Below are 22,787 nucleotides of genomic sequence, written 5' to 3'. Positions count from 1 at the left end.
CAGATTGTTCGTTGGCCAGAAAGTGCGCGACCTGCGTCTGCAGAGCCGGCTCGATCAGGCGGACATGGCGCGGCTGCTGGGCATCTCCGTCTCCTATCTCTCGCAACTGGAGAATAACGACCGTCCCCTGACCGCACGGGTAAAGGCCGCGCTGGCGGCGGCCTTTCCGCTCGACTGGTCCGATTTCGATGCCCGGCCTGAGGAGCAGTTGCTCGGCGCCTTCAACTGGGCGCTCGCCAATCCCGGCCATCGCTCACCGCCTCCCGATCCCGAGCGGACCGAGCGGCTGCATGTTCAATACCCCGAATTTGCAGCGCGCTATGTCGAGTTGCATTACGCGCTCCGACAGACCGAAGGTCGGCTGGCCATGGCGGAACAGGCGCTTGGTAACGGCCTGCTGCCGGGCGCACGCGCGACTTTCGATCAGGTGAGCGATCGGCTGCGGCTGTTCGACAATTATTTCCACGATCTCGACACCGCCGCCGAGGATCTCGCCACCCAGCTCAGCATCGGCGCGCGCGCCAATCCCGAAGCCACCATTGCGACGCTCAGCGCGGCACTGCGTGACGAGCATGATTGCGCTGTCAGTCGCGAACCACTCAAGACCACGCTGTTGCGCGCGCCCTCCCCCGATGGCCGGACGTTGCACGTTAACGATCGCCTGCCCGCCGCGAGCATCGCCTTCCAGCTCGCCAGTCATATCGTGCATTTGCGCGGGCTGGCCGATTCCACGATGCGCGCCATCATTGCCCAGCACCCGGTCGGCGCGCCTGCCGATGCGCTGCTGCATCATGCGCTCGTCAATTATGGCGCTGCCGCCTTGCTCATGCCTTATGGCCTGTTCCGCGAGACGGCCCGGACGCTCCGCCATGATGTCGATGCGCTGGCGGCGCGGTTTGGCGTAAGCATCGAGCAGGTCGCGCATCGGCTTGCCACGCTGCAGCGAGCGGGGCAGCGCGGCATTCCCTTCTTCTTCTGTCGCATTGATCCCGCCGGCAACATCACCAAACGACACAGCGCCACGCGGCTGGACTTTGGCAGCTATGGCCCGCTCTGCCCCCGCCTGAGGCTGCACGAGGCGCCGACGCGGCCCGAGTACAGCGGAGCAGAGCGCGCGGAAATGCCCGATGGCGTGCACTATATCCTGCTCGCCCGCGCCATCGCGCGACCGGACCGCCGCCATGCCATCGTGCTCGCCTGCGAACGCGATTATGCCGCCCATCTCACTTGGGCGGACGGGCTGGACCTCGCCGATGATACCGCAGTCACCCCCATCGGGCCCGGGTGTCGCCTGTGCCCGCGCGAGGGCTGCCCGCAGCGCGCCTTCCCGCCCATCGACCGCCCCATCCATGTCGAGCGGGATGGCCGGCACGTCATTCCCTACAGCATCGGCTGAAGGGCGTGCCGGCCTGAACCTTCAGCGCATCAGCACCAGCTCTTCCGCCATGCTCGGATGCAGCGCGACGGTGGCGTCGAAATCGTCCTTGGTCAGCCCCGCCTTGACCGCGATGGCCGCCGCCTGCAAAATCTCGGGCGCATCCGGGCCGATCATATGGATGCCGACCACCCGCCCGGTCGTTTCCTCGCAAATCAGCTTGTAGAGGCTGCGCTCGTTGCGATTGGCCAGCGTGTTCTTCATCGGCCGGAAATCGGACGTGTAGACCTTGACCGCGCCCAGCGTGTTGCGTGCCTCGCCCTCGGTCATGCCGACCGCGCCGATCGGGGGGTGGCTGAACACGGCGGAAGGAATGCAGCCATAATCCACCGTCCGCGGATTGCCGCCGAACACGGTGTCGGCGAAGGCATGGCCTTCACGGATCGCCACCGGGGTGAGTTGCACGCGGTCGGTCACGTCGCCGACTGCGTAGATGCTCTCGACGTTGGTGCGACTATATTCGTCGACCTTGATCGCGCCCTTCGCCGTTTCCACGCCAACCTTGTCCAGGCCCAGCCCGTCGATCTTGGGATTGCGGCCGGTGGCGAACAGCACCAGATCGGTCTCGATCGGGTCGCCACCCTCGATAAACACCTTAAGGGAGCCATCCTCCTGCTTCTCGATCTTTTCGAGCGGCGCGTTGAAGCGGAAGTTGATGCCCTTGGCCATGCTGATCTGCAGCAGCCGGTCGCGAATCTGCTCGTCATAGCCGCGCAGGATCTGGTCGCCGCGCAGCACCACCGTCACCTGACAGGCGAACTCGTGGAAAATGCCGGCGAACTCGTTGGCGATATAGCCACCGCCGAAGATCGCGACGCGCTTGGGCATCTTTTCCAGATGGAAGACCTCGTTGGAGGTGATCCCCAGTTCCGCGCCGGGCACGTCAGGCACATTCGGCCAGGCGCCGACCGCGATGAGGATGACCTTGGCGGTCACCAGCTTGCCGCTGGCCAAGCGAACTTCATGAGGCCCCTCCACCGTCGCGCGCTCATGGAAGGTCGTCACCTTGTTATTGTCGAGCGTCTGCTGATAGAGCCCTTCGAGCCGGGAGACCTCCCCGATCACATTGTCGCGCAGGGTGGGCCAGTCGAAGCTGCAGTCCGAAATATCCCAGCCGAAACGGCGGGCATCCTTGATGTCCTCGGCGAAATGCGCGCCGTAAACGAGCAGCTTCTTGGGCACGCAGCCCCGGATCACGCATGTCCCGCCGACCTTGTGCTCCTCCGCCACGGCGACCTTGGCACCATGCGCCGCCGCAATGCGCGAAGCCCGCACGCCGCCTGATCCGGCGCCGATTACGAACAGGTCGAAGTCATAGTCGCTCATCAGGGGAGATCCTCGGAATGTCTTGATCATGTCCGCGCATATGGGCGTGAGTGCATCGCGCGCAAAGCAATTTTGCGAGGGGCGCCACCAGATTCGCTACGTCTTCCGGCGCCGCCCCACGCTGTGAGCGGGCCGAAAGCCGCCGCGCACGGGGCAATTGCGCCCGCTATCGCTAGCCTCTTGTCACGCCCCGCCCTAGGCTCTAGGGCATCTCCAGATTGAAGACCAAAGTAAAGCAAAGGACCTCTCATGAGTGAGACCGCGGATCGCGTGAAGAAGATCGTCGTCGAGCACCTCGGCGTCGAGGCGGACAAGGTGACCGAAGACGCGAGCTTCATCGACGATCTGGGCGCTGATAGCCTCGACATCGTCGAGCTCGTCATGGCTTTTGAGGAAGAGTTCGGCGTCGAAATCCCCGACGATGCTGCCGAGAAGATCGCCACCGTCAAGGACGCGATCGATTTCATCGACGGCAAGCAGTAAGATAGCGGGAGCCCGGTTCGCGGCCTCGTCGCGGACATGCACCGGCCAGTGAATACACATGGATACGGCTCTCCGGTTGCGGGTTTGACTCGCTATGGGAGGGCCGTTCGTGTTTGATCAGCGCCTGGCGTTCCGGGCAACTGGCCGGGTGACTGGATCAGGAGAGTGAAATGCGTCGTGTCGTCGTAACAGGTCTCGGCATGGTTTCGCCCCTTGGCGGCGACGTGGAGACAAGCTGGAAGAACATCATTGCCGGCCGGTCGGGCGCGGAAACGATCACCCGTTTCAACGCGACCGATTTCCACACCAATTACGCCTGCGAAGTGAAGGCCCCGGATCATGAATTCGGCTTCGACCCGAACAAGCGCGTGGATCACAAGGTCCAGCGTCAGGTCGATCCGTTCATCGTCTATGGCATCGACGCGGCCGGCCAGGCCATCGAGGATGCCGGCCTGACCGAGATGAGCGAGGCCGAGCGGCTGCGCACCGGCTGTTCGATCGGATCGGGTATTGGCGGTCTGCCGGGCATCGAGAGCGAATCGCTGGTGCTGGAGCATAAGGGGCCCAAGCGGGTCTCGCCGCACTTCGTCCACGGTCGCCTGATCAACCTGATCTCCGGTCAGGTCTCCATCAAATACGGCCTGATGGGGCCTAATCACGCCGTCGTCACGGCCTGCGCGACGGGCGTTCATTCGATTGGCGACGCGGCGCGGATGATCGCGCTCGACGATGCCGATGTGATGCTCGCCGGCGGCGCGGAAAGCGCCATCTGCCCGATCGGCATTGCCGGTTTCGGTCAGGCGCGCGCGCTGTCGACCGAATTTCGCGACGAACCCTGGCGCGCCAGCCGTCCGTGGGATCAGGCTCGCGATGGCTTCGTCATGGGCGAAGGGGCCGGCGTGGTTGTGCTGGAAGAATATGAGCACGCCAAGGCGCGCGGTGCGAAGATCTACGCAGAGATCCTCGGCTACGGTCTCTCGGGCGATGCCTATCATGTCACGGCACCCCATCCGGAAGGCTCGGGCGCCTATCGGGCGATGGAAATGGCCATGCGCAGGTCCGGGCTTTCGCTTGCCGATATCGACTATGTGAACGCCCACGGCACCTCCACCCCGCTCGGCGACGAGCTGGAGCTGGGTGCAGTGCGGCGGCTGTTCGGCCCGGCGCTGGAGACCATGTCGATGTCGTCCACCAAGTCGGCCATCGGGCATCTGCTCGGCGGTGCCGGTGCAGTCGAGACGATCTTCTGCATCCTTGCGATGCGTGACCAGATCGTGCCGCCCACGCTCAACCTGGATGATCCCAGCGACAGCTGCCAGGGTGTCGACCTCGTTCCGCACACGGCGAAGCAGCGGAAGGTCAAGGCCGTGCTCAACAACAGCTTCGGCTTTGGCGGCACCAACGCCAGCCTTGTGCTCAAGGCTCTCTGACGGCCGCAATGCGCCGCATCGTCCTCACGGTCGCTGCTCTGCTGCTGGCCGGACTGGCCGTTGCGGCGCTTCTCTTCGTCCATGGCTGGTCGAGGCCCGGCCCGCTTGAGGCCGATGCAACGATCATCGTTCCCGAGGGCGCGACGCTGCGCAAGGCGGCCGACGAGCTGGAAGCGCAAGGCGCCATCGGCTCCGCCACCGCCTTCCTTGCCCGCGCGCGGGTGCTGGGGCCGGATGGGTCGATCAAGGCGGGCGAATATCGCATCCCCCGACGAGCGAGCAGCGCCGACATTCTGGGCATCCTGCAGAGCGGCAAGACCCTCGTCCATCTCGTCACCATCCCAGAAGGCATGCCTTCCATCCTCGTGCATGAGCGGCTGATGGCCAATGCCGAGCTGACCGGAGACATTCCCGTGCCCGAGGAAGGCTCGGTGATGCCCGACAGCTATGGCTACCAGAAGGGCGAGACCCGCGCGGCGGTGCTTGGGCGGATGCAGGCCGCAATGACGAGCTTCATTGCCGCGCAGTGGCCCAAGCGCTCGGCTGCAACGCCAGTCAAGACGCCTGAGCAGGCCGTCACCCTCGCCAGCATCGTGGAGAAGGAAACCTCCATCCCCGCCGAGCGACCGACGGTGGCCGGTGTCTACGCCAATCGGCTGCGCGAGGGCATGATGCTGCAGGCCGACCCCACGATCATCTACCCGATCACCAGGGGCAAGCCGCTCGGACGCCGCATCCTCCAGTCGGAGATCCGCGCGGTGAACGACTACAACACCTATGCGATGACTGGCCTACCCAAGGGACCAATCGCCAACCCCGGACGCAGTTCTATCGAGGCCGTCCTGCGGCCGGCGGCAACGAAAGCGCGCTACTTCGTCGCGGATGGCAAGGGCGGGCATATCTTCGCGGAGACGCTGGCCGAGCATAATGCGAATGTGCGCAAATGGTATGACATCCGCCGTCAACGCGGCGAAATGTGAGCTTTGCTCAGCGGAGCAAACCCCTGCTCCGCAACCGCAGCGCATAGCCCAGTTGCAGCAGCGCAATCAGCACGATGAAGGCCGGGAACAGCGCCGCACTGGTGCCCTTGACCGCCAGCAGATCGGTGCCGATGAAGGAGTAGCTGAACTGGACCAATATGGCGATCAGCGCGATGACCGAGAACCAGACGGCGGCGGCACGCCGTGCCAGAAGGGCAACGGCGCCGGCAAACGCGGCGGCAACGGCCACGCCGTAGCTCAGCCAGGCCCAGCGCGGCATGTTGGCCCAGATTTCCGCCTGATAGGGATCGGCCATGGCCAGCTCTTCGAGATTGGCGGTCGATTGGACAAGGAAGGCGGCGATGCCGATCAGGGTCCATATCAGAAACAGAATAGCCGGAATCCGCGACATGCTCCGGCTGCGATGGTCCCCCACACCCGTCATCACACACCCCCTCCCCATGGCTTGTTGCACGGCCATTTTAGCCCGGTTCTGACATGACGCAAACTGTCCTCGAACTGCCCCGCGGCCCCCTCATCGTCACCGCTCAGTTGAGGAGCGCGGACCAAGCATGGGCCGACGGGCTGCGTCAGACCCATTATCCCGCCGCTCGCAATCAGGTGCCCGCCCACATCACCTTGTTCCACCACCTCCCGCCGTCCCTGCATGCCGAACTAAGGACGATGCTGAAGGGACTGGTCGATCGTCCCCCACCTCCGGCCAGTCTAGGCGAGCCGTTCGGGTCAGGCAGCCTTGTCGCGCTGGCGGTGGAGAGTGACGGGCTTCTCGATATTCGCGCCACGATCGCCGAGCGGTTTGAGCGGCACCTCATCCCGCAGGACCACGCACTCAAGCGCCTGCACATCACGGTCCAGAACAAGGTCGCTCCCTCCGTCGCGAAGGAGACGCTGGCGCTGTTGCGGACACAGATCCGCCCTGCCCCTCTCGTCATCGCCGGCCTTGCGGTATGGGTTTATGAAGGCGGCCCCTGGTCTGCCCTGAGCCAGCACCGCTTTCGTCGCTGATCGTCATCACAAACGAAACGGCCCGCTTCATCACGAAGCGGGCCGCTGCATCAGCCGGGCCTTGCCCGCCGTTTCGTCACAATCAGAACGAGATCGACGCCTGCACATACCAGCTGCGCGGACGTGCGTAGATCTTCTCGGCATAGCCGAGCGTGCCGAGCGACGCATTGCCCTGCACCAGATACAGCTCGTCGAACAGGTTCTGCACGCCACCGGTCAGCTTCCAACCGGTCGCCTTGTTAGCCAGCGTGACGGAGGCATTGCCGACGAAATAGCCGTCCTGCTCGATCTCCGGCACGCTGCCGGTGATGAACTTGAGGCTGGCGCTGTAATTGCCGTCGAAGCGAGGCGTCAGCGTCACGTCGTCGTTGAGCGGGATCTCATAGCCGATGCCGAAATTGCCCTGGAAGGAGGGCGTGAACGGCAGGTCATCGCCCGGCTGAACCGTCGCCGTCGCGCCCGGAACAGGCGTGATGCTCAGGATCTCATCGTTGAGCGTGCTCGCCGCGATGTCGATCCGCAGGCCGTAAGCGCGCGGATGATAGCTCAGCTCGCCTTCAAGCCCGCGAATACGCGCCTTGCCGCCGTTGAACAGCAGCGGCACGACACCCTGACGGAAGATCAGCTGGATATTGCTGTAATCCGCCTGGAAAGCCGCCGCGTTGAAGCGGAAATCGCCGAAATCGAACTTGGCGCCGATCTCGTAGCTATCCACCTTCTCCTCGTCGAATGGCGTCGGCACATTGCCCGGAGGCGCCGCATTGTAGCGGGTGTTGAAGCCGCCCGACTTGAAGCTGCGCGAGTAGGAAATGTAGGTGCTGACATTGCGCGTCCACGAATAGCGCACGCTCGCCGAGCCGGTCAGCGCAGAGAAGCTCTGCGAATAGGGGCCCGGATAGATGAACAGCGGGCCACCCTGCGGGATCGCCAGCGTCGGCAGCGGATCCGGGTCCGGCAGCGTGGCTGGGAACAGGTTGAACACGATACCGTGATATTTCTTCTTGTCCCGCGTGTAGCGCAAACCGCCAGAAATCTCGAGATTCTGGATCGGCTTGACCGAAAGCTCGCCGAATACCGCGATGGAATCCGTTTCCAGATCAGAAACCTGCAGGTCGCGTGAGCCGGGGCCGCCTGCCAGCAGGGACCCGATGACCGGCGGCGACGGCGGGAAGGCCAGCGGCACGGTCGCCCGCTCGTTGGTCTTCTCATTGAAGTAATAGCCACCGATGATGCCGTTGAGCACCGGCGATTCATACTGCAGCTGGAGTTCCTGGCTATACTGGTCGGACTGCGAGCCCACATCCGTGGTGATCAGCAGCAGCGGGGTATTGTCCGCATCGCGCACGCCGCGCGACTGGGTGGAGCGATAGGCGCTGATCGACTTCAGCAGGACATTAGAGGTCACATTCGCGGTGACCGTGCCCGAGACGCCCCAGACTTCCGAAGTACTCAGCACCGGCGCCGTGCCGCCATTGACGAACGGGCCCTTATCCTGGAAATTGTTGGCGCAGCGAGCATCGTTGATCTGCGGCACGTTCGGCGCACCGAAGCGCGGATCGCCCGGCGTGAGCGGCGCGAACGGGATGGTCGCGCCGGGGCAGCCGGCCGCCACGCTTGCGATCGCCGCGACCGGTGCGTTCCGGTTCACGCCGGCGAAGACGAACGGCGCACCGTTCTCGTCCCGCTTGGTGTAGTCACCGCGGATGTTTACCTTGATGTCCGGGCTGGCTTCCCAATAGAGCGCGCCATTCAGCGTCGCGCTATCGTCATTGCCGAGATCAATGCCATCATATTCGCGGATCACATAGCCATCGCGCTTGCGGAAACCGCCCGAGACGCGCGCCGCCAACGTGTCGCCCAGCGGAATGTTGAGGGCGGCAAAGCCTTCCATCAGACTGTCCGAGCCAAGGCGCAGACGCACATCCGCGCCGAACCGGCCCAGCTCCGGCTGCTTGGTGCGCACGAGAATGGCGCCGCCAATCGTGTTGCGACCAAAGAGCGTGCCCTGCGGGCCGCGCAGCACTTCAACGCCGGCGATATCGCCGAAGTCGATGGCGCCACCGACAGCGCGGCCGACATAGACTTCATCCAGATAGATGCCCACGCCCGGATCGACCGCCGCTGTGGGATCCAGCTGGCCGATGCCGCGGATGAACACCACCGTCGCGGCGGAGTTGCCGGAGAGCTGGCCGGCTGTCTTGAACTGGAGGTTGGGTGTGATCGTCTCGAGATCGGACGTCTGGTTGATCTGGCGATCTTCGAGCACCTGCGCATCGAAGGCGGAGATCGCGACAGGCGTATCCTGCAGGGATTCGGCCCGGCGACGCGCGGTCACGATGATCGTGCCGGCTTCCGATTCCGTATCCATCGCCTGGGGCGTCTGGATCGCAGCCGTATCCTGCGCCAAGAGCGGCGTCGAGATCAGCGCGCCGAGCGCTGCGCCAATGAGAAATGGGGCTTTCATGATATCCTCCCTGTGGTTTCTTGGCCGGCGCAGCGAGGCCGCGCGTGCCCCGCAGGGCATTGACCTGGCCGGGAAAATAAGCCCACCATGCGCAACTAGCAATGCGACATAACAATCAGTGCGGGGCTGTGATATACGCGCAACACACCGTTAGCTGGGAAATGATTTTCGGGCGGCAACCCTCAGCCATGAGGGGACCGCAAGCATGAGGAGGGGAGCCATAGACCAGTCTGCCGAACCATCCGATGCTCTCTCGCTCGGTCTTCTGGGCGATCTGGCCGGCTATCATCTTCGCCGCGCCTTCGCGGTAATGTCTGCCGACTTCTCCCGCACCTTTGCCGATAGCGACATGCGGCAAGTGCTCTTTGCTGTGTTGTCGGTCGTCTCCGCCAATCCCGGCATCAGCCAGGGCCGGGTGGGCACAGCGCTCGGCATCAAGCGCACCAATATGGTGACGCTGGTCAATCAGCTCGTCGCGCTCGATTTCGTGACGCGCCGGCCTTCGACCTCGGACCGCAGGGCGTTTTCCCTCACGCTGACGGACAAGGGCGCCGCCGCCTTCACCGAGGCCGCCGCACGCATCCACCGCCACGAAACCCAGCTTCTGGCGCATCTCGATACACAGGAGCAACAGCTGCTGATCGATCTGCTGCGCAAGATCAGGCCGGTGGGCACCGAGGGCTTGTCCCCCTCCGACGCGCCCGACCTCAGCCGCTAGGCGACGCCGACCTCTTTCAACGGAATTTCGCCATCTGCCAGTTGCGCCCGGTCCAGGCGGCTCCCCGCGACGACATGGGCGCGGCCCTGCACATAATCCTTGGTGCGGTTGACGCAGTCGAGCGCGATGACATGCCCCTGCCGCAGATAGACAACCGAGAAGCTGCGCGAAGCCGGATCGCCGCGCACGATGCACTCGTCGAAATCCAGCGACAGACCGATGGTCTGCAAGCGCAGATCATATTGGTTCGACCAGAACCACGGCACCGCCTCATAAGGAGCGGGGTTGCCCATGATATGCTGCACGGCCGTGCGCGCCTGATCATTGGCGTTCTGCACCGATTCGAGCCGCATCCGGCGCCCCGCCGCAAAGCGGTTCTCATGCGCGGCGCAATCGCCGATCGCGTAGACGTCGGGCAGCGAGGTCTCGCAATATTGATCGACATCCACGCCGTTGCCGCCGCTCGCCCCCGCGAGAATCAGCGGCCCGGTCTCCGGCACGATGCCGATCCCGACGATCACCGCATCTGCCGGGATCACCTCGCCATCGGCCAGCCGAACGCCGGTGGCCTGGCCCTGATCGCCGGTCTCGATGGCATCCACCGAGGCCGAGAGGCGCACGTCCACGCCATGGGCGCGATGCTCCTGCGCGAAGAAGTCGGACAGTTCCGGCCCGGCGACGCGCGCCAGCAGCCGCTCCTGCGCCTCCAGAAGCGTGACCTGCTTGCCGAGCTTGCTCAGCACTGCCGCCGCTTCAAGGCCGATATAGCCGCCGCCGACGATGGCGAACCGCTCCGCCGTGGGCAGAATGGCCATCAACCCATCGACATCGGCGCGCGACCGCACGGTGAACAGGCCGCTCGCCGTCGAGCCCGGACAGGACAGCCGCCGGGCCGAGCCACCACCCGCCCAGATCAGCTTGCCATAGGAAAATTCCGTACCCTTGGCCGTGACCACCTGATGCGCGACCGGATCGATCGTCTTGACCCGCTCCCCGAGGAACAGCGAAATCGCCTGATCCGTCCAGAAGTTGGCCGGGCGCAGCAGGATACGCTCGAAGGTCTTTTCGCCGGCCAGATAGTCCTTGGACAGCGGCGGGCGCTCATAAGGAAATTCCGGCTCATCGCCAATCAGGCCCACGGACCCCTCATATTTGAGCTGGCGAAGCAGGATCGCCGCCTGCGCACCGGCATGGCCTCCCCCCACGATCAAGCAGTCGAAATGCTGCACGTCATCTCCCCAATGCAAATTACCCCGCGGCCTTGCCAGAGAAACGAAGGTGCCGCAATCGAACGGTCAACCATTGACCATCCGATTTCGCCTGCGTATAGCGCGCCGGCCTGACGCCGCAAGGCGGCAGCAAGCCCTTGGGGCGGAGTAGCTCAGCCGGTTAGAGCAGCGGAATCATAATCCGCGTGTCGGGGGTTCGAGTCCCTCCTCCGCTACCATCCTTTCAGCAACGTAGATCGAAAAGCCGGGGCTGGAAGAGCGCGCCGTAAACCTGGCGCGCCCTCCCCTTGCTCAGACGAGTTCCTGCAGGTCTGCCGGGGTGAAGCCCTTGAGATCGCTCCACGCCTGCTGCTGCACCTTGCGGGGCCATTGCGGATCGCTGATCAGCGCGCGGCCGACGGCAATGAGGTCGAACTCGTCGCGCTCCATCCGCTCGATGAGGCGATTGAGCTCCACGCTTGTCGAGCTTTCACCGCCGAAAGCCGCCAGAAACTCGCCCGAGAGGCCGACGGACCCGACGCTGATCGTCGGCGCGCCGGTTAGCTTCTTGGCCCAGCCAGCAAAATTGAGGCCGGCCTCGCCGTCGATCTCCGGGAATTCAGGCTCCCAGAAGCGGCGCTGCGAGCAGTGGAGGATATCGACGCCGGCATCCACCAGCGGCTGCAGCCAGTCCTCCATCTCGGCAGGCGTCGCGGCCAGCCGGGCGGAATAATCCTGCTGCTTCCACTGGCTGACGCGCAGGATCACCGGGAAATCTGGCCCGACGGCCGCGCGAATGGCGGCGACAACCTCACCGGCGAAGCGCGCCCGCTCGCGGATGGTAGACCCACCATAGCGATCCTCGCGAACATTGGTGCCGGACCAGAAGAACTGATCGATCAGATAGCCATGGGCGCCGTGGATCTCGATGGTATCGAAGCCCAGGCGCTTGGCGTCTGCGGCTGCCTTGGCGAAGGCCGCCACGGTATCAGCGATATCCTCTTCGGTCATCGCGACGCCGCGCGGTTCGCCGGGTGCGAGCAGGCCGGAGGGGCTTTCCACCGGCGCGTCCGGCTCCCAGCCGCTACCGGTGCGAGTCGAGCCGGTGTGCCAGAGCTGCGGCCCCATTCGCCCGCCGGCGGCATGGACTGCCTCGATCACTCCCGCCCAGCCGGCCAGCGCCGCCTCGCCATGGAAGAAAGGAATGCCCGGATCGTTGCGCGAGGCTGGCCGGTCGATCACCGTGCCTTCGGAGAGAATGAGCCCTGCCCCGCCCTCGGCCCGCCGCCGGTAATAGTCCGCATTAGGCTGGCCAGGGATGCCGCCGGGGGCCTTCGCCCGCGTCATCGGCGCCATCACGATACGATTGGGGAGGGAAAGCGATTTGAACTGAAAAGGCCGAAAAAGTGCGTCGCCAATGCCAGGCATAGCCGGTAACTCCAGGGTTCAGAGTGGGTCGTCGGCTTGGTAGATAGGCGCGCGACGCCAAATGCCAAATGTCGGAGAGGATTTGCGGGCAGCGATCTATCCGGCTGGTCGCCGCAAGCGCGGTCATCTGGCGTTCAGGCTGGGATGCGATACCTGCGGCGTGCCGACCGACCGCCTGTACGCGCAACCAACCCGCGCGCTCATCCTCCCCGAAGGCCGGCATTTCCGCCCGACCATCATTGCCCTGAGTTTCAGGGTGACCCCGCACGCAATGGGCAATAGACTGGCATCATGACCTTTTCCGATATCTTCCGGCCCATCGTTTCCGCGACCGTTGTCCTTGGCCTGATCGCTTCGGCGCCACTGGCCGCACAGGGCGAGATGCCCGGCCTTCTCCAGCCGCAATCCAAGGCGGGCCAACAGCCGCTCAAGCCGACGGTTCCGGCCGAGCGCCCGTGGCTCTACGAGAAGAGCGACGTGCCCATCGACCCGGCATGGCAGTTCGGCGTGCTGGACAACGGCCTGCGCTATGCGGTGCGCCGCAACGATGTGCCGGCCGGACAGGTATCGATCCGCGTGCGGGTGGATGTCGGCTCGCTGATGGAGGAGCCTGCCGAAGCCGGCTTTGCGCATTTCATCGAGCATCTCTCCTTCCGCGGATCGCGGGATGTACCCGATGGCGAATCGAAGCGGATCTGGCAGCGGCTGGGCGCCGAGTTCGGCAGCGACAGCAATGCGCAGACCACGCCCACCGGCACCACCTACGCGCTCGATCTGCCGCGCGCGACCAACGAAGGCATTGACGAGAGCCTGCGCATTCTCGCCGGCATGATGCAGCAGCCCAACATCAGCAAGGCGCCGGTAGAGGCCGAGCGCGCCGTCATTCTCGCCGAGCGGCGCGAGAGCCTTGGCCCCAGCGCCCGGCTGGGAGACGAGATCCGCGCCTTTTATTTCGCCGGCCAGCGCCTCGCCAGCCACAGCCCCATCGGCACCGAGCAGACGCTGCTCAAGGCGACGCCGCAAGCCCTACGCGCCTTCCACGACCGCTGGTATCGCCCCGATCGCACCGTCATCGCCATTTCCGGGTCCATGGAGCCGGCCGCGCTCGAAGCGATGGTCCGCGCGCATTTCTCCGGTTGGAAGGCCAAGGGCCGCGCGACGCCGCTGCCGGACTTCGGCAAGCCCGATCCCTCCGCCCCGGCCACCAAGGTGATCGTCGAGCCGAGCGTGCCCTATAGCGTGGGCCTCGCTTATCTGCGGCCATGGGTGTTCAACGAGGACACGATCGTCTTCAACCAGATGCGACTGGCCGACATGGTCGCGCTGGAGCTGATCAATCGGCGCCTCGAAGCCGTGGCCAGCGACGGTGCCTCATTCGTGCAGGCCAATGTGTCGCTGGATAACAGCATGCGCTCGGCCAATGCGACCTATGTGACCATCGTGCCCAATGGCAGCGACTGGGAGAAGGCGCTGCAGGAAGTGCGCGCGATCATCGAGGATGCCCGCCGGGTCGCCCCCAGCCAGGTCGATATCGACCGCGAGTTTCAGGGCATGGAAGCAGGCTTCGCTGCGCTGGTAGCCAGTGCAGCCATTGAGGGCAGCCCCCAACAGGTGGAGAGCATCGTGCAGGCGGTGGATATTCGCGAGACGGTCGTCTCCCCGCAGGACCAGCTCGCCATCTACCAGTCCTCCAAAAAATATATGACGCCCGAGCAACTGCTCGCGGCGACCAACCGGCTGTTCTCCGCTACGGTGGAACGCGCGCTGCTGAGCCTGCGCGCGCCGCAGGACAATGCCGAACAGCGCCTGCAGACTGCCTTCAGCGCGCAGGTCGAGCCCAATTCCCGCGCGCGCCTGAGCGATTCGCGGGTGACCATGGCCGCGCTGCCCAAGCTGCCCGCGCCGGGCAAGGTGGCCTCGCGCACTGACCTGGGCGTACTGGGCATCCAGAACGTCACGTTCGAGAATGGCGTTCGCTTACTGGTCGCCGGCAATCAGGCCGAACCGGGCAAAGTGCATATCAATGTGCGCTGGGGCCATGGCCGCCAGAGCTTCGCGCCGGACGAGCGCGCCGCCTTGTGGGCGGTTCCCTATGCGCTCACCGCCAGCGGCATCGGCGACCTCGGCCAGCGAGAGCTGAACGATCTAATGAGCGGCCGCCGCCTGTCGCTGAACTTCGGCATTGATGACGATGCGTTCACGCTCAGCGGCACGAGCAGCCCGCAGGATTATCCCGATCAACTGCGCCTGTTCGCCTCCAAGCTGGCTTTCCCCCGCTGGGACGAGGCACCGCTGCGCCGCTCCATGGCGATGCTAGAGGCCAGCTATGATCCGGTGCCGGCCTCCGCTGCGGAAGCCATTGGTCGCGATCTTGAATGGATGCTGCGGGACAAGGATGCCCGCTTCAGCCCGGCCTCTCCGGATGATCGCACGACGTTGACGCTGGATGCCTTCCGCAAGGTCTGGGCGCCCCGCCTCGCCAACGGCCCCATTGAAATCCAGGTGTTCGGCGATCTCGATGTCGAGCAGGCGATTGCCGCTGTGGCCGCCAGCTTCGGCGCTTTGCCCAAACGCGCGGATGCGCCGCCACCGGCCCGTAACCTCGCGCTCAACTTCCCCGCTCATGTGGCGACCCCGGTTCGCATCGTCCATGACGGGCCGGACGAACAGGCCGCCGCGATCATCGCCTGGCCGACCGGCAGTGGCGTCGCCGACATTCGCGAGAGCCGCCAGCTTGAGATGTTGGCCCGCATCATCACCGACCGGCTGTTCGAGCGGCTGCGCTCCATCGACGGTGCGGCCTACACGCCCAGCGCATCCAGCAACTGGCCCGAACGGATGAACGGTGGTGGCTTCCTGATCGTGCAGACCCAGCTGAAGCCCGAGCGCATCCCTTATTTCTATCAGCTCGTGGATGAACTGGTGCGCGATCTGACCACCAATCCGGTGACGGAGGATGAACTCAACCGGCAGATCGCGCCGGTGCGTCAATTGTTGACGCGCGCGGCCTACAGCAATGCCTTCTGGATGGACCAGTTGCAGGGCTTCTCCCGCGACGAGAACCAGCTCGGCTATGCGCGCGCCCTTGGACGTGACCTCACCAGCATCACGCCGGCCGACCTGCAGGCGCTCGCTGCCCGCTATCTCGTGCCGGAGAAAAGCTGGTCCGCGGTGGTTCTGCCCGAGAGCGCGCCGGCTCCGGCGCTCGGCACATCGGCCGGATCGGCATCCGCTCCGACGCGCTAGGCGCCAACTCGCCCCTTGCACGAGCGCCGGTGACGGCCCAAATGGGAGCCAGTCGCATCCTTGGCCGGCGCGCGTTCAAGCCGGCCTCCGTCCTTCGCGCGAGAGCCAGCATGTTCATCGAAACCGAGCAGACCCCCAATCCCGCAACCCTGAAGTTTCTGCCGGGGCGCCCGGTCATGACCTCCAGCACGCGCGATTTCGCAAGCGCAGACGAGGCGACGGCCTCGCCGCTCGCCGAAGCGCTGTTCAACCTCGGGGATGTGACCGGGGTGTTCTTCGGCCGGGATTTCATCTCGGTCACGGCAGCGCCGGGCGTTGCGTGGAGTTCGCTGCGCACCGACGTAATCGCGATCCTGCTCGACCATTTCTCTGCGGACATGCCGCTGTTCGCGCCGGGCACGGCGCACGATATCCGCGTTCCGGCGGAGAATGAGGACGATGGCGCCATGCCCGGCGACGACCCGGCCGATGCCGACATCGTCGCGCAGATTCGCGAATTGATCGACACCCGCGTGCGCCCCGCCGTCGCCAATGATGGCGGCGATATCGTCTATCGCGGCTTTGAGCGCGGCACCGTCTTCCTGCGGATGCAGGGCGCCTGCGCCGGCTGCCCCTCCTCAACCGCGACACTCAAGAACGGCATCGAGCAGCTGCTCAAGCATTATGTGCCGGAAGTGACCGAAGTCCGGGCCGTCTGAGCCGATCGATGCGCCGGATCGTTCCCCCACGCGCACGATGAGCCAGCCCTTGGCGCAGCGCACGCTCATTATCGATTGCGCCACGCCGGCGCTCTCCATCGCCCTTTTCGATGGCGACCGGTTGATTGAGGCAACGCATCGCGAGTTGGGGCGCGGTCATGCCGAAGCGCTGCTGCCCGCTATCGCCGCGCTGCCCGAGGGCGGCCGCGCTGACGCCATTCTCGTGAACATTGGCCCCGGCAGCTTCACCGGCGTGCGCGTGGGGCTGGCCGCTGCGCGCGCACTAGGCTTCGCATGGCAGGTGCCCGTTTCTGGCTATGGCTGTCTCGATCTGGTTGCCGCCATCGCGCGCACCGAGTTGGCACCGACAGAGCCGTTCGCGGTGACGATGGTCGGTGGACATGGCGAAATCTTCTGGGCGGATGCGGCATCGCCTGTCACGCCCGACAGCCCGCCCCTCACCGTCCGATCCACGCCAATCGACGAACTGGCGGCGTCTCTCAACGTCGGCCTGCTCGTCGGCTCGGGTGCCCAGACGCTGGTCGATGCCGGCGCGCGGGGTCAGGCCGTTCCGCTGCTTCCCGATGCCCGCGCGGTGGTCCGCCTGCCCGTCACGCAGCGCACCCGCCCGCCCGTGCCCGATTACGGGCGCGGGGCAGACGCGAAGCCCATGGCTGCCTTAAGCAAGCCCAGACCAGCGCCGGTTCGCTGATGCAGGACAAGGAGGCGCTCCGCATCGTGGCCAGTCTCGATCCTTGTGTGGACGAGATCGGCGCCGCCATGCAGGTGATGTCGGCCGCCTTCCCACCGGAATTTGGCGAAGCATGGTCCTCTGCGCAATTGATGGGCATGATGCAGTTGCCCGGCTCCATTCTGGTGACTGGCTACACCCATGCCGGACCGGTCGGCTTCGGCCTGATCCGCAGTATTGCCGGCGAAGCTGAGCTTCTTTTGCTTGCCGTCCATCCGGATCATCGTGGGCGGACACATGGCCGCCGATTACTTGATCGCTGTATGACAGAGGCCGAGGGAACCGGCGCAGAAACAATTTTTCTGGAAGTGCGATCAGGGAATCCAGCTCTTCATCTTTATATCAAAGCCGGCTTTCATCAGTATAATGTTCGACTTAACTACTATTGTGGATCGAACGGTTCCCGCTTTGATGCTTTGAGTTTGAAACTCGTTTTGGGACAGGGTGCGTCCTGAGTCCGAAACTTCTCTTGCGCTCATCGTTCAATCCCCATAGTGTTTAATGGTAGAATATAGCCTAAGAATAGTGATTCTACGGGTCGCAAGTTGATAATGGGAACTTCATATGTCCGATACTAACGCTCAAGACGAAGTGCTGATCACGCTCACCTCGGATATCGTGGCTGCCCACGTATCCAATAACAGTGTGGCCGTGTCGGACGTGCCGACGCTCATCCAGAATGTTTACAGTGCGCTGGCCGGTCTTCAGCAGGACGTCGCGCCGCCGCAGCCCAAGCAGGAGCCGGCCGTATCTGTCCGTTCTTCGATCAAGCCCGATTACATCGTGTGCCTGGAAGACGGGAAGAAGCTGAAGATGCTCAAGCGACATCTCATGACCCATTATCAGATGACGCCGGAAGACTATCGCGCCAAGTGGGGCCTCCCCGCTGACTATCCGATGGTCGCGCCCAACTATGCCGAACAGCGCCGCACGCTGGCCAAGAAGATCGGTCTCGGCACCACGCGCAAGCGCGGCCGCAAATAATCCCGCGCCCCGCGCGCGAATACAAAAATCGAACGATGCCGCCTTTGCACAAGGGCGGCATTTTTCTTGTCAGCCAATCGTCAAAAAGCCGAAATTGCGGGTTCCAGAACGGCTAAATTAAGCTACACAGTCCCCATGTCCCGGACGATTGACATAGAAGCGCTGTGCGCAGAGCGCGGCCTGCGCATCACCGAGCAGCGGCGCGTGATCGCCCGCGTGCTTTCCGAAAGCGAAGACCATCCCGATGTGGAAAAGCTGCACGAGCGCGCCTCCGCGATCGACAGCAACATCTCCATCGCCACGGTGTATCGCACTGTGCGCCTGTTCGAAGAGGCAGGCATATTGGAGCGTCATGATTTCGGCGATGGGCGCGCGCGCTATGAGCCCGCGCCCGAAGCCCATCACGATCACCTGATCGACGTGGAATCCGGCAAGGTCGTGGAGTTCGTGGACCCGGAGCTGGAGCAGCTCCAGCGCCAGATTGCCGAGAAACTGGGCTATCGGCTCGTGGATCACCGCATGGAGCTTTACGGCGTCTCGCTCGATCGCGATCGCAGCAAGGACTAAGTGAGCCGCCTGCGCGCGCTCGCGAGGCTTGCGCGCCTGATCGGCGTCGTCATTGCCTGCGTCATCCCGCATCTTCTCGCCCGTCGCGGCGTTTCGCCCTGGCCCCAGCGCTTTCTCGCACGCGCCGCGCATGCGACGGGCTTTGACGTCCGCATCGAGGGGACCCCCTTGCTGCACGATGTGTTCTTCATCGCCAATCATGTGAGCTGGATCGACATATTGGCGCTGGGCGGCGCCACGGGGACCGCGTTCATCTCCAAGGACGATGTCGCGCGCGCGCCCATCGTTGGCTGGCTCGCCGCGCAGAACAATACCGTGTTCATCACCCGCGAGCGGCGCGGTGCCGTCGCCGGGCAGATCGACGCCGTGCGCGCCGCACTGGCCGCGCATCAGCCCATCGCGCTGTTCCCGGAAGGGACGACGGGGGATGGCCAGTCTCTGCTGCCCTTCAAGCCCGCGCTCTTTTCGGTTCTTCTCCCGCCGCCCCGCTCGATCCTCATCCAGCCGGTCGTCATCGATTACGGCGCGGGAACCGATCTCGTCGCATGGAAGGAGGGCGAGAGCGGCGCCGCCAATGCGCTGCGCATCCTCGGCGCGCGTGGCCGGCGCACCCTGACGCTGCGATTCCTCGATCTATTCGATCCCGGCGATCATCCCGATCGCAAGGCACTCGCCGCCAGCGCACGCGCGAGGCTTGCCGCGGCCATGGGCCTGCCCGGCTGAACGGCAGGCCCCGCAGCGGCCTGCCCTTCCCCCCTCGTCCTAACGGCTGTATAGGCGCGGGCATGACCCAGACCCCACCCAAGACCTACCATGTCAAATCCTTCGGCTGCCAGATGAACGTCTATGATGGCGAGCGCATGGGTGAGCTGCTGGCGGCGCGCGGCATGACGGCGGCGGGCGACGGTGCAGAGGCGGATCTGGTGGTGCTGAACACTTGCCACATCCGCGAGCGAGCGGCCGAGAAGGTCTATTCGGACATTGGTCGGCTGCGGCGGGAGGATGGCACGCGCCCGATGATCGCCGTCGCGGGCTGCGTGGCGCAGGCGGAAGGGTCGGAAATCACCCGGCGCACCAAGGCCGTCGATATCGTCGTCGGCCCGCAGGCCTATCACCGCCTGCCCGGCCTCATCGACGATGTGGTGGCGGGTCGCGAGGCCGTCGATACGGACATGCCCGCCGATTCCAAATTCGACGTGCTGCCGGGTCGCGCGCGCCGGTCGGCGCCGTCCGCCTTCCTGACGGTCCAGGAGGGCTGCGACAAGTTCTGCACCTATTGCGTCGTGCCCTATACGCGCGGCGCGGAAGTCAGCCGCCCTTGGAACGCCATCATGGATGAGGCGCGCGCGCTGGTCGATGCTGGCGCCTGCGAGATCACCCTGCTCGGCCAGAATGTGAATGCCTGGTCCGGCGAAGACGACGCCGGTCGCCCGCAGGGGCTGGACGGCCTCATCCGCGCGCTGGACAGGTTGCCCGGCCTTGCACGCATCCGCTACACCACCAGCCACCCCAACGACATGACGCAGGCGCTGATCGACGCCCATGCCGAGGTGCCGGCGCTGATGCCGTTCCTCCACCTGCCGGTGCAGGCCGGCTCGGACCGCATCCTCAAGGCCATGAACCGCAGCCACAGCCGCGACTCCTATCTGCGCATCATCGAGCGTGTTCGCGCCGCGCGGCCGGACATCGCCCTGTCGGGCGATTTCATCGTCGGCTTTCCCGGGGAGACCGATGCCGAGTTCGAGGAGACGCTGAGCATCGTCAACGAGGCGCGCTATGCGCAGTGCTTCAGCTTCAAATACAGTCCGCGCCCGGGCACACCCGCTGCCGATATGGAAGGCCAGATCGCGCCAGAGGTGATGGACGAGCGCCTCAAGCGCCTGCAGGCCGCGCTGAACGTTCATCAACTGGCGTTCAACCAGGCCAGCGTCGGCAAGCGCACGACCATTTTGCTGGAGCGCAAGGGGCGGCACCCCGGCCAACTCATCGGCAAGACGCCCTGGCTCCAGTCGGTCCATATCGATGGCACGAGCGCGGCCATCGGTGATCTGATCGCGGTGGATATTCTCTCGGCCGGCCCCAACAGCCTGGCCGGCACGCTCGCCAGTCCGCTTGCCGCCTGAGGTGGGCGGGCGCGGGCAACGGTCCCCTGAAAACACCGCTTCACCTCTTTGCAGAATACGCCACCGTGCCCGCGCGGCATGTCAACGGCTTCACTCAGTGACGATCTCGAGGGTATGAAGTTTTCCCGCTTTTTCAGCTTTTCCGGCCATGATCTCGCCATCGATCTGGGCACCGTCAACACATTGGTTCACGTCGCCGGCAAGGGCGTCGTCCTGAACGAGCCGTCCGTCATCGCGATCGAGACGATCGCGGGCGTCGGCCATATCAAGGCCGTCGGCAATGAGGCGAAACTGATGCTGGGCAAGACGCCGGAAGGCGTCCGCGCCCTGCGTCCGCTGCGCGATGGCGTGATCGCCGACATCGAAATCGCCGAGCAGATGATTAAGCATTTCATCGACAAGGCGCTGGGCAGCGCGCGCATGGGCCGCAACCGCGTCGTCGTCGCGGTGCCCTCCGGCGCCACGATGGTGGAGCGCCGCGCGATCCGCGACGCCACCTCGCGCGCTGGCGCGGCCGATGTGCAACTCATCGAGGAGCCAATGGCTGCCGCAATCGGCGCGGGCTTACCGGTGGTAGACCCGATTGGCGCCATGGTCGTCGACATTGGCGGCGGCACCACCGAGGTGGCCGTGCTGTCGCTGAGCGGCATCGCCTATAGCGGCTCGGTGCGTGTCGGCGGCGACAAGATGGACGAAGCCATCTCCTCTTACGTCCGGCGCCATCATAATCTGATGATCGGCGAGATAACGGCCGAACGCGTCAAGCAGCAGATCGGCAATGCGATGACGCCCGACGGCGCCGGCATAGCCCTGGGCGTGCGCGGGCGCGATCTGGTCAATGGCCGCCCGGTCGAGATCGAGATCAGTGAAGCCCAGATCGCCGAGGCCCTGCGCGAATCGATCAACCAGATCGTCGGATCGGTGATGACCGCGCTGGAGGAAACCCCGCCAGAGCTGTCCGCCGACATTATCGACGAGGGCATCACCCTCACCGGCGGCGGCGCGCTGCTGCGGGGCATGGACGAGGCCATTGCGGTCGCGACCGGCTTGCCCGTGAAGATCGCCGAAAACCCGCTGATGTGCGTGGCGATGGGCGCCGGTCGGGCGCTGGAAGATTCGATCTACGACGGCGTGCTGGCCCCGGCCTGAGGCTCAGCGCCCGAGCATGTGCCCGGGCGCACCTTCCAATCGCCATTTTCCCTGTCGGTGGAACCCGCTAGTCCTGGGCGACACTGCTGGGGAGAGGATATGGCGCAATCGCCGGAAGCTGCCGCGCTCACGGCCAACAAGCAACTTGTGTTGGCGATGTGGCACGACGTCATCGACGGCCGCAACATCGAGGCTGCGGGCAAATATATCGCGCCCGATTACATCCAGCATTCGCCCGGCATCGGCCAGGGACTGGCCGCACTCATCGTCTTCCTGCGCACCGAATTTCCAGACATGCAGCCGTTGGAGCCCGGCACCTATCCGCTGACCCGGTTCGAGTTCGTCCTCGCCGAGGGCGACCTCGTCCAGCTCATGTTCCAGCGGCATTTGCCGGACCCGCACGATCCCAAGCGGCTCACGCCGGTCTGGTGGTACGATACTTACCGCGTTCGCGATGGCTTGATCGTGGAGCATTGGGATTCGGCGCAAAGTTAGCGGATCGGACGACGAATTGCGTCCAGCCATGCCCCCTTCTCCCCTTGCGGGAGAAGGATACGCAGCCTTGCCGCCGTCAGGCGGGTAGACGCAGTTGGATGAGGGGCGGCGGATCTCCGATCAGCGCGATCCGGCGGATCGCATAACCCTCTCCCAGCTTCGGCTAGGCAGCCCGCTGCCAAGCCTGCGCATCCCTCTCCCTCAAGGGGAGAGGGACGAGCCAACGACATCGCCACCATTTGTGCGGCGCAAATCCGCCCCCCTCTTTTCTCCTCA

General features: G+C 64.8%; 21 protein-coding genes and 1 tRNA gene. 17 read left to right on the top strand and 5 right to left on the bottom strand.

What is annotated here, in order from left to right:
* Positions 1 to 4: 4 nt before the first annotated feature.
* A complete protein-coding gene (locus tag M2335_RS07750) occupies positions 5 to 1,396 on the top strand; it encodes a helix-turn-helix domain-containing protein (RefSeq protein WP_264594315.1) in 1,392 nt (463 codons plus the stop codon).
* Positions 1,397 to 1,417: 21 nt separating this feature from the next.
* On the opposite strand, the gene gor is transcribed toward M2335_RS07750, so the two are convergent.
* Positions 1,418 to 2,761, bottom strand: a complete 1,344-nt coding sequence (gene gor, locus M2335_RS07745) for a glutathione-disulfide reductase (protein WP_264594314.1) — start codon at positions 2,759 to 2,761, stop codon at positions 1,418 to 1,420.
* Between the two features lie 249 nt (positions 2,762 to 3,010).
* Here gor and M2335_RS07740 point away from each other — a divergent pair, with 249 nt between their 5' ends.
* The 3 genes from M2335_RS07740 to mltG all read left to right on the top strand — a co-directional run bounded on the left by M2335_RS07740 (position 3,011) and on the right by mltG (position 5,654).
* On the top strand, positions 3,011 to 3,244 hold the full coding sequence (locus M2335_RS07740) for an acyl carrier protein (protein ID WP_181559973.1): 234 nt from the start codon (positions 3,011 to 3,013) through the stop codon (positions 3,242 to 3,244).
* Between the two features lie 170 nt (positions 3,245 to 3,414).
* Positions 3,415 to 4,674, top strand: coding sequence for a beta-ketoacyl-ACP synthase II (gene fabF, locus M2335_RS07735; protein WP_264594313.1), 1,260 nt, complete (start codon positions 3,415 to 3,417; stop codon positions 4,672 to 4,674).
* 8 nt (positions 4,675 to 4,682) lie between these two features.
* Complete coding sequence (gene mltG / locus M2335_RS07730; protein WP_264594312.1) at positions 4,683 to 5,654, top strand: endolytic transglycosylase MltG; 972 nt, start codon at positions 4,683 to 4,685, stop codon at positions 5,652 to 5,654.
* 7 nt (positions 5,655 to 5,661) lie between these two features.
* Here mltG and M2335_RS07725 read toward each other — a convergent pair whose 3' ends face one another.
* The gene (locus tag M2335_RS07725; protein WP_264594311.1) at positions 5,662 to 6,099 is read right to left on the bottom strand and encodes a sugar transporter; all 438 of its coding nucleotides are present in this window, start codon (positions 6,097 to 6,099) and stop codon (positions 5,662 to 5,664) included.
* A gap of 53 nt (positions 6,100 to 6,152) precedes the next feature.
* Here M2335_RS07725 and M2335_RS07720 point away from each other — a divergent pair, with 53 nt between their 5' ends.
* Positions 6,153 to 6,680: a 2'-5' RNA ligase family protein gene (locus M2335_RS07720; protein WP_264594310.1), complete on the top strand. Its 528-nt coding sequence runs from the start codon at positions 6,153 to 6,155 to the stop codon at positions 6,678 to 6,680.
* Positions 6,681 to 6,762: 82 nt separating this feature from the next.
* Here M2335_RS07720 and M2335_RS07715 read toward each other — a convergent pair whose 3' ends face one another.
* Positions 6,763 to 9,144: a TonB-dependent receptor gene (locus M2335_RS07715; RefSeq protein ID WP_264594309.1), complete on the bottom strand. Its 2,382-nt coding sequence runs from the start codon at positions 9,142 to 9,144 to the stop codon at positions 6,763 to 6,765.
* 205 nt (positions 9,145 to 9,349) lie between these two features.
* Between M2335_RS07715 and M2335_RS07710 the strand changes: the two genes are divergently transcribed.
* Positions 9,350 to 9,862 carry a MarR family winged helix-turn-helix transcriptional regulator gene (locus M2335_RS07710; RefSeq protein ID WP_264594308.1) on the top strand — a complete coding sequence of 171 codons (513 nt, stop codon included), beginning with the start codon at positions 9,350 to 9,352 and terminating at the stop codon, positions 9,860 to 9,862.
* On the opposite strand, the gene M2335_RS07705 is transcribed toward M2335_RS07710, so the two are convergent.
* Positions 9,859 to 11,091 (bottom strand): NAD(P)/FAD-dependent oxidoreductase, encoded by a 1,233-nt coding sequence (locus tag M2335_RS07705; RefSeq protein WP_181559980.1) that lies wholly within the window; start codon positions 11,089 to 11,091, stop codon positions 9,859 to 9,861. The two genes, M2335_RS07710 and M2335_RS07705, sit on opposite strands and share 4 nt — an antisense overlap.
* A 141-nt stretch (positions 11,092 to 11,232) precedes the next feature.
* On the opposite strand from M2335_RS07705, the gene M2335_RS07700 reads away from it, so the two are divergent.
* Positions 11,233 to 11,309: transfer RNA gene (locus M2335_RS07700), tRNA-Met, on the top strand.
* Positions 11,310 to 11,382: 73 nt separating this feature from the next.
* On the opposite strand, the gene M2335_RS07695 is transcribed toward M2335_RS07700, so the two are convergent.
* Positions 11,383 to 12,498: an NADH:flavin oxidoreductase gene (locus tag M2335_RS07695; RefSeq protein WP_264594307.1), complete on the bottom strand. Its 1,116-nt coding sequence runs from the start codon at positions 12,496 to 12,498 to the stop codon at positions 11,383 to 11,385.
* A 291-nt stretch (positions 12,499 to 12,789) separates the two neighbouring features.
* Between M2335_RS07695 and M2335_RS07690 the strand changes: the two genes are divergently transcribed.
* From M2335_RS07690 to M2335_RS07645, 10 genes are all read left to right on the top strand, one after another.
* A complete protein-coding gene (locus M2335_RS07690) occupies positions 12,790 to 15,744 on the top strand; it encodes a M16 family metallopeptidase (RefSeq protein ID WP_264594306.1) in 2,955 nt (984 codons plus the stop codon).
* A gap of 110 nt (positions 15,745 to 15,854) precedes the next feature.
* Positions 15,855 to 16,442, top strand: a complete 588-nt coding sequence (locus tag M2335_RS07685; RefSeq protein ID WP_264594305.1) for a NifU family protein — start codon at positions 15,855 to 15,857, stop codon at positions 16,440 to 16,442.
* A 49-nt stretch (positions 16,443 to 16,491) separates the two neighbouring features.
* Positions 16,492 to 17,154 (top strand): tRNA (adenosine(37)-N6)-threonylcarbamoyltransferase complex dimerization subunit type 1 TsaB, encoded by a 663-nt coding sequence (gene tsaB / locus M2335_RS07680; RefSeq protein ID WP_264594304.1) that lies wholly within the window; start codon positions 16,492 to 16,494, stop codon positions 17,152 to 17,154.
* Complete coding sequence (locus M2335_RS07675) at positions 17,154 to 17,648, top strand: GNAT family N-acetyltransferase (RefSeq protein WP_264573100.1); 495 nt, start codon at positions 17,154 to 17,156, stop codon at positions 17,646 to 17,648. Before tsaB ends, M2335_RS07675 begins: the two co-directional genes overlap by 1 nt.
* Before the next feature lie 109 nt (positions 17,649 to 17,757).
* Positions 17,758 to 18,177, top strand: a complete 420-nt coding sequence (locus M2335_RS07670) for a MucR family transcriptional regulator (protein ID WP_264570670.1) — start codon at positions 17,758 to 17,760, stop codon at positions 18,175 to 18,177.
* A gap of 135 nt (positions 18,178 to 18,312) precedes the next feature.
* Complete coding sequence (locus tag M2335_RS07665) at positions 18,313 to 18,744, top strand: Fur family transcriptional regulator (RefSeq protein WP_181559986.1); 432 nt, start codon at positions 18,313 to 18,315, stop codon at positions 18,742 to 18,744.
* Complete coding sequence (locus M2335_RS07660) at positions 18,745 to 19,467, top strand: lysophospholipid acyltransferase family protein (RefSeq protein WP_264594303.1); 723 nt, start codon at positions 18,745 to 18,747, stop codon at positions 19,465 to 19,467.
* Positions 19,468 to 19,517: 50 nt separating this feature from the next.
* Positions 19,518 to 20,867, top strand: a complete 1,350-nt coding sequence (gene miaB / locus M2335_RS07655) for a tRNA (N6-isopentenyl adenosine(37)-C2)-methylthiotransferase MiaB (protein ID WP_264595379.1) — start codon at positions 19,518 to 19,520, stop codon at positions 20,865 to 20,867.
* Between the two features lie 114 nt (positions 20,868 to 20,981).
* The gene (locus M2335_RS07650) at positions 20,982 to 22,016 is read left to right on the top strand and encodes a rod shape-determining protein (protein WP_264585283.1); all 1,035 of its coding nucleotides are present in this window, start codon (positions 20,982 to 20,984) and stop codon (positions 22,014 to 22,016) included.
* A gap of 99 nt (positions 22,017 to 22,115) precedes the next feature.
* Positions 22,116 to 22,511 carry a nuclear transport factor 2 family protein gene (locus M2335_RS07645; protein ID WP_264594302.1) on the top strand — a complete coding sequence of 132 codons (396 nt, stop codon included), beginning with the start codon at positions 22,116 to 22,118 and terminating at the stop codon, positions 22,509 to 22,511.
* The last annotated feature ends 276 nt before the right edge of the window (positions 22,512 to 22,787 follow it).

The sequence above is a fragment of the Sphingobium sp. B12D2B genome, from assembly GCF_025961775.1.
Taxonomy (GTDB): Bacteria; Pseudomonadota; Alphaproteobacteria; order Sphingomonadales; family Sphingomonadaceae; genus Sphingobium.
Note: the sequence above shows the minus strand (reverse complement) of the source record. Positions and strands in the feature narration are given on the sequence as shown.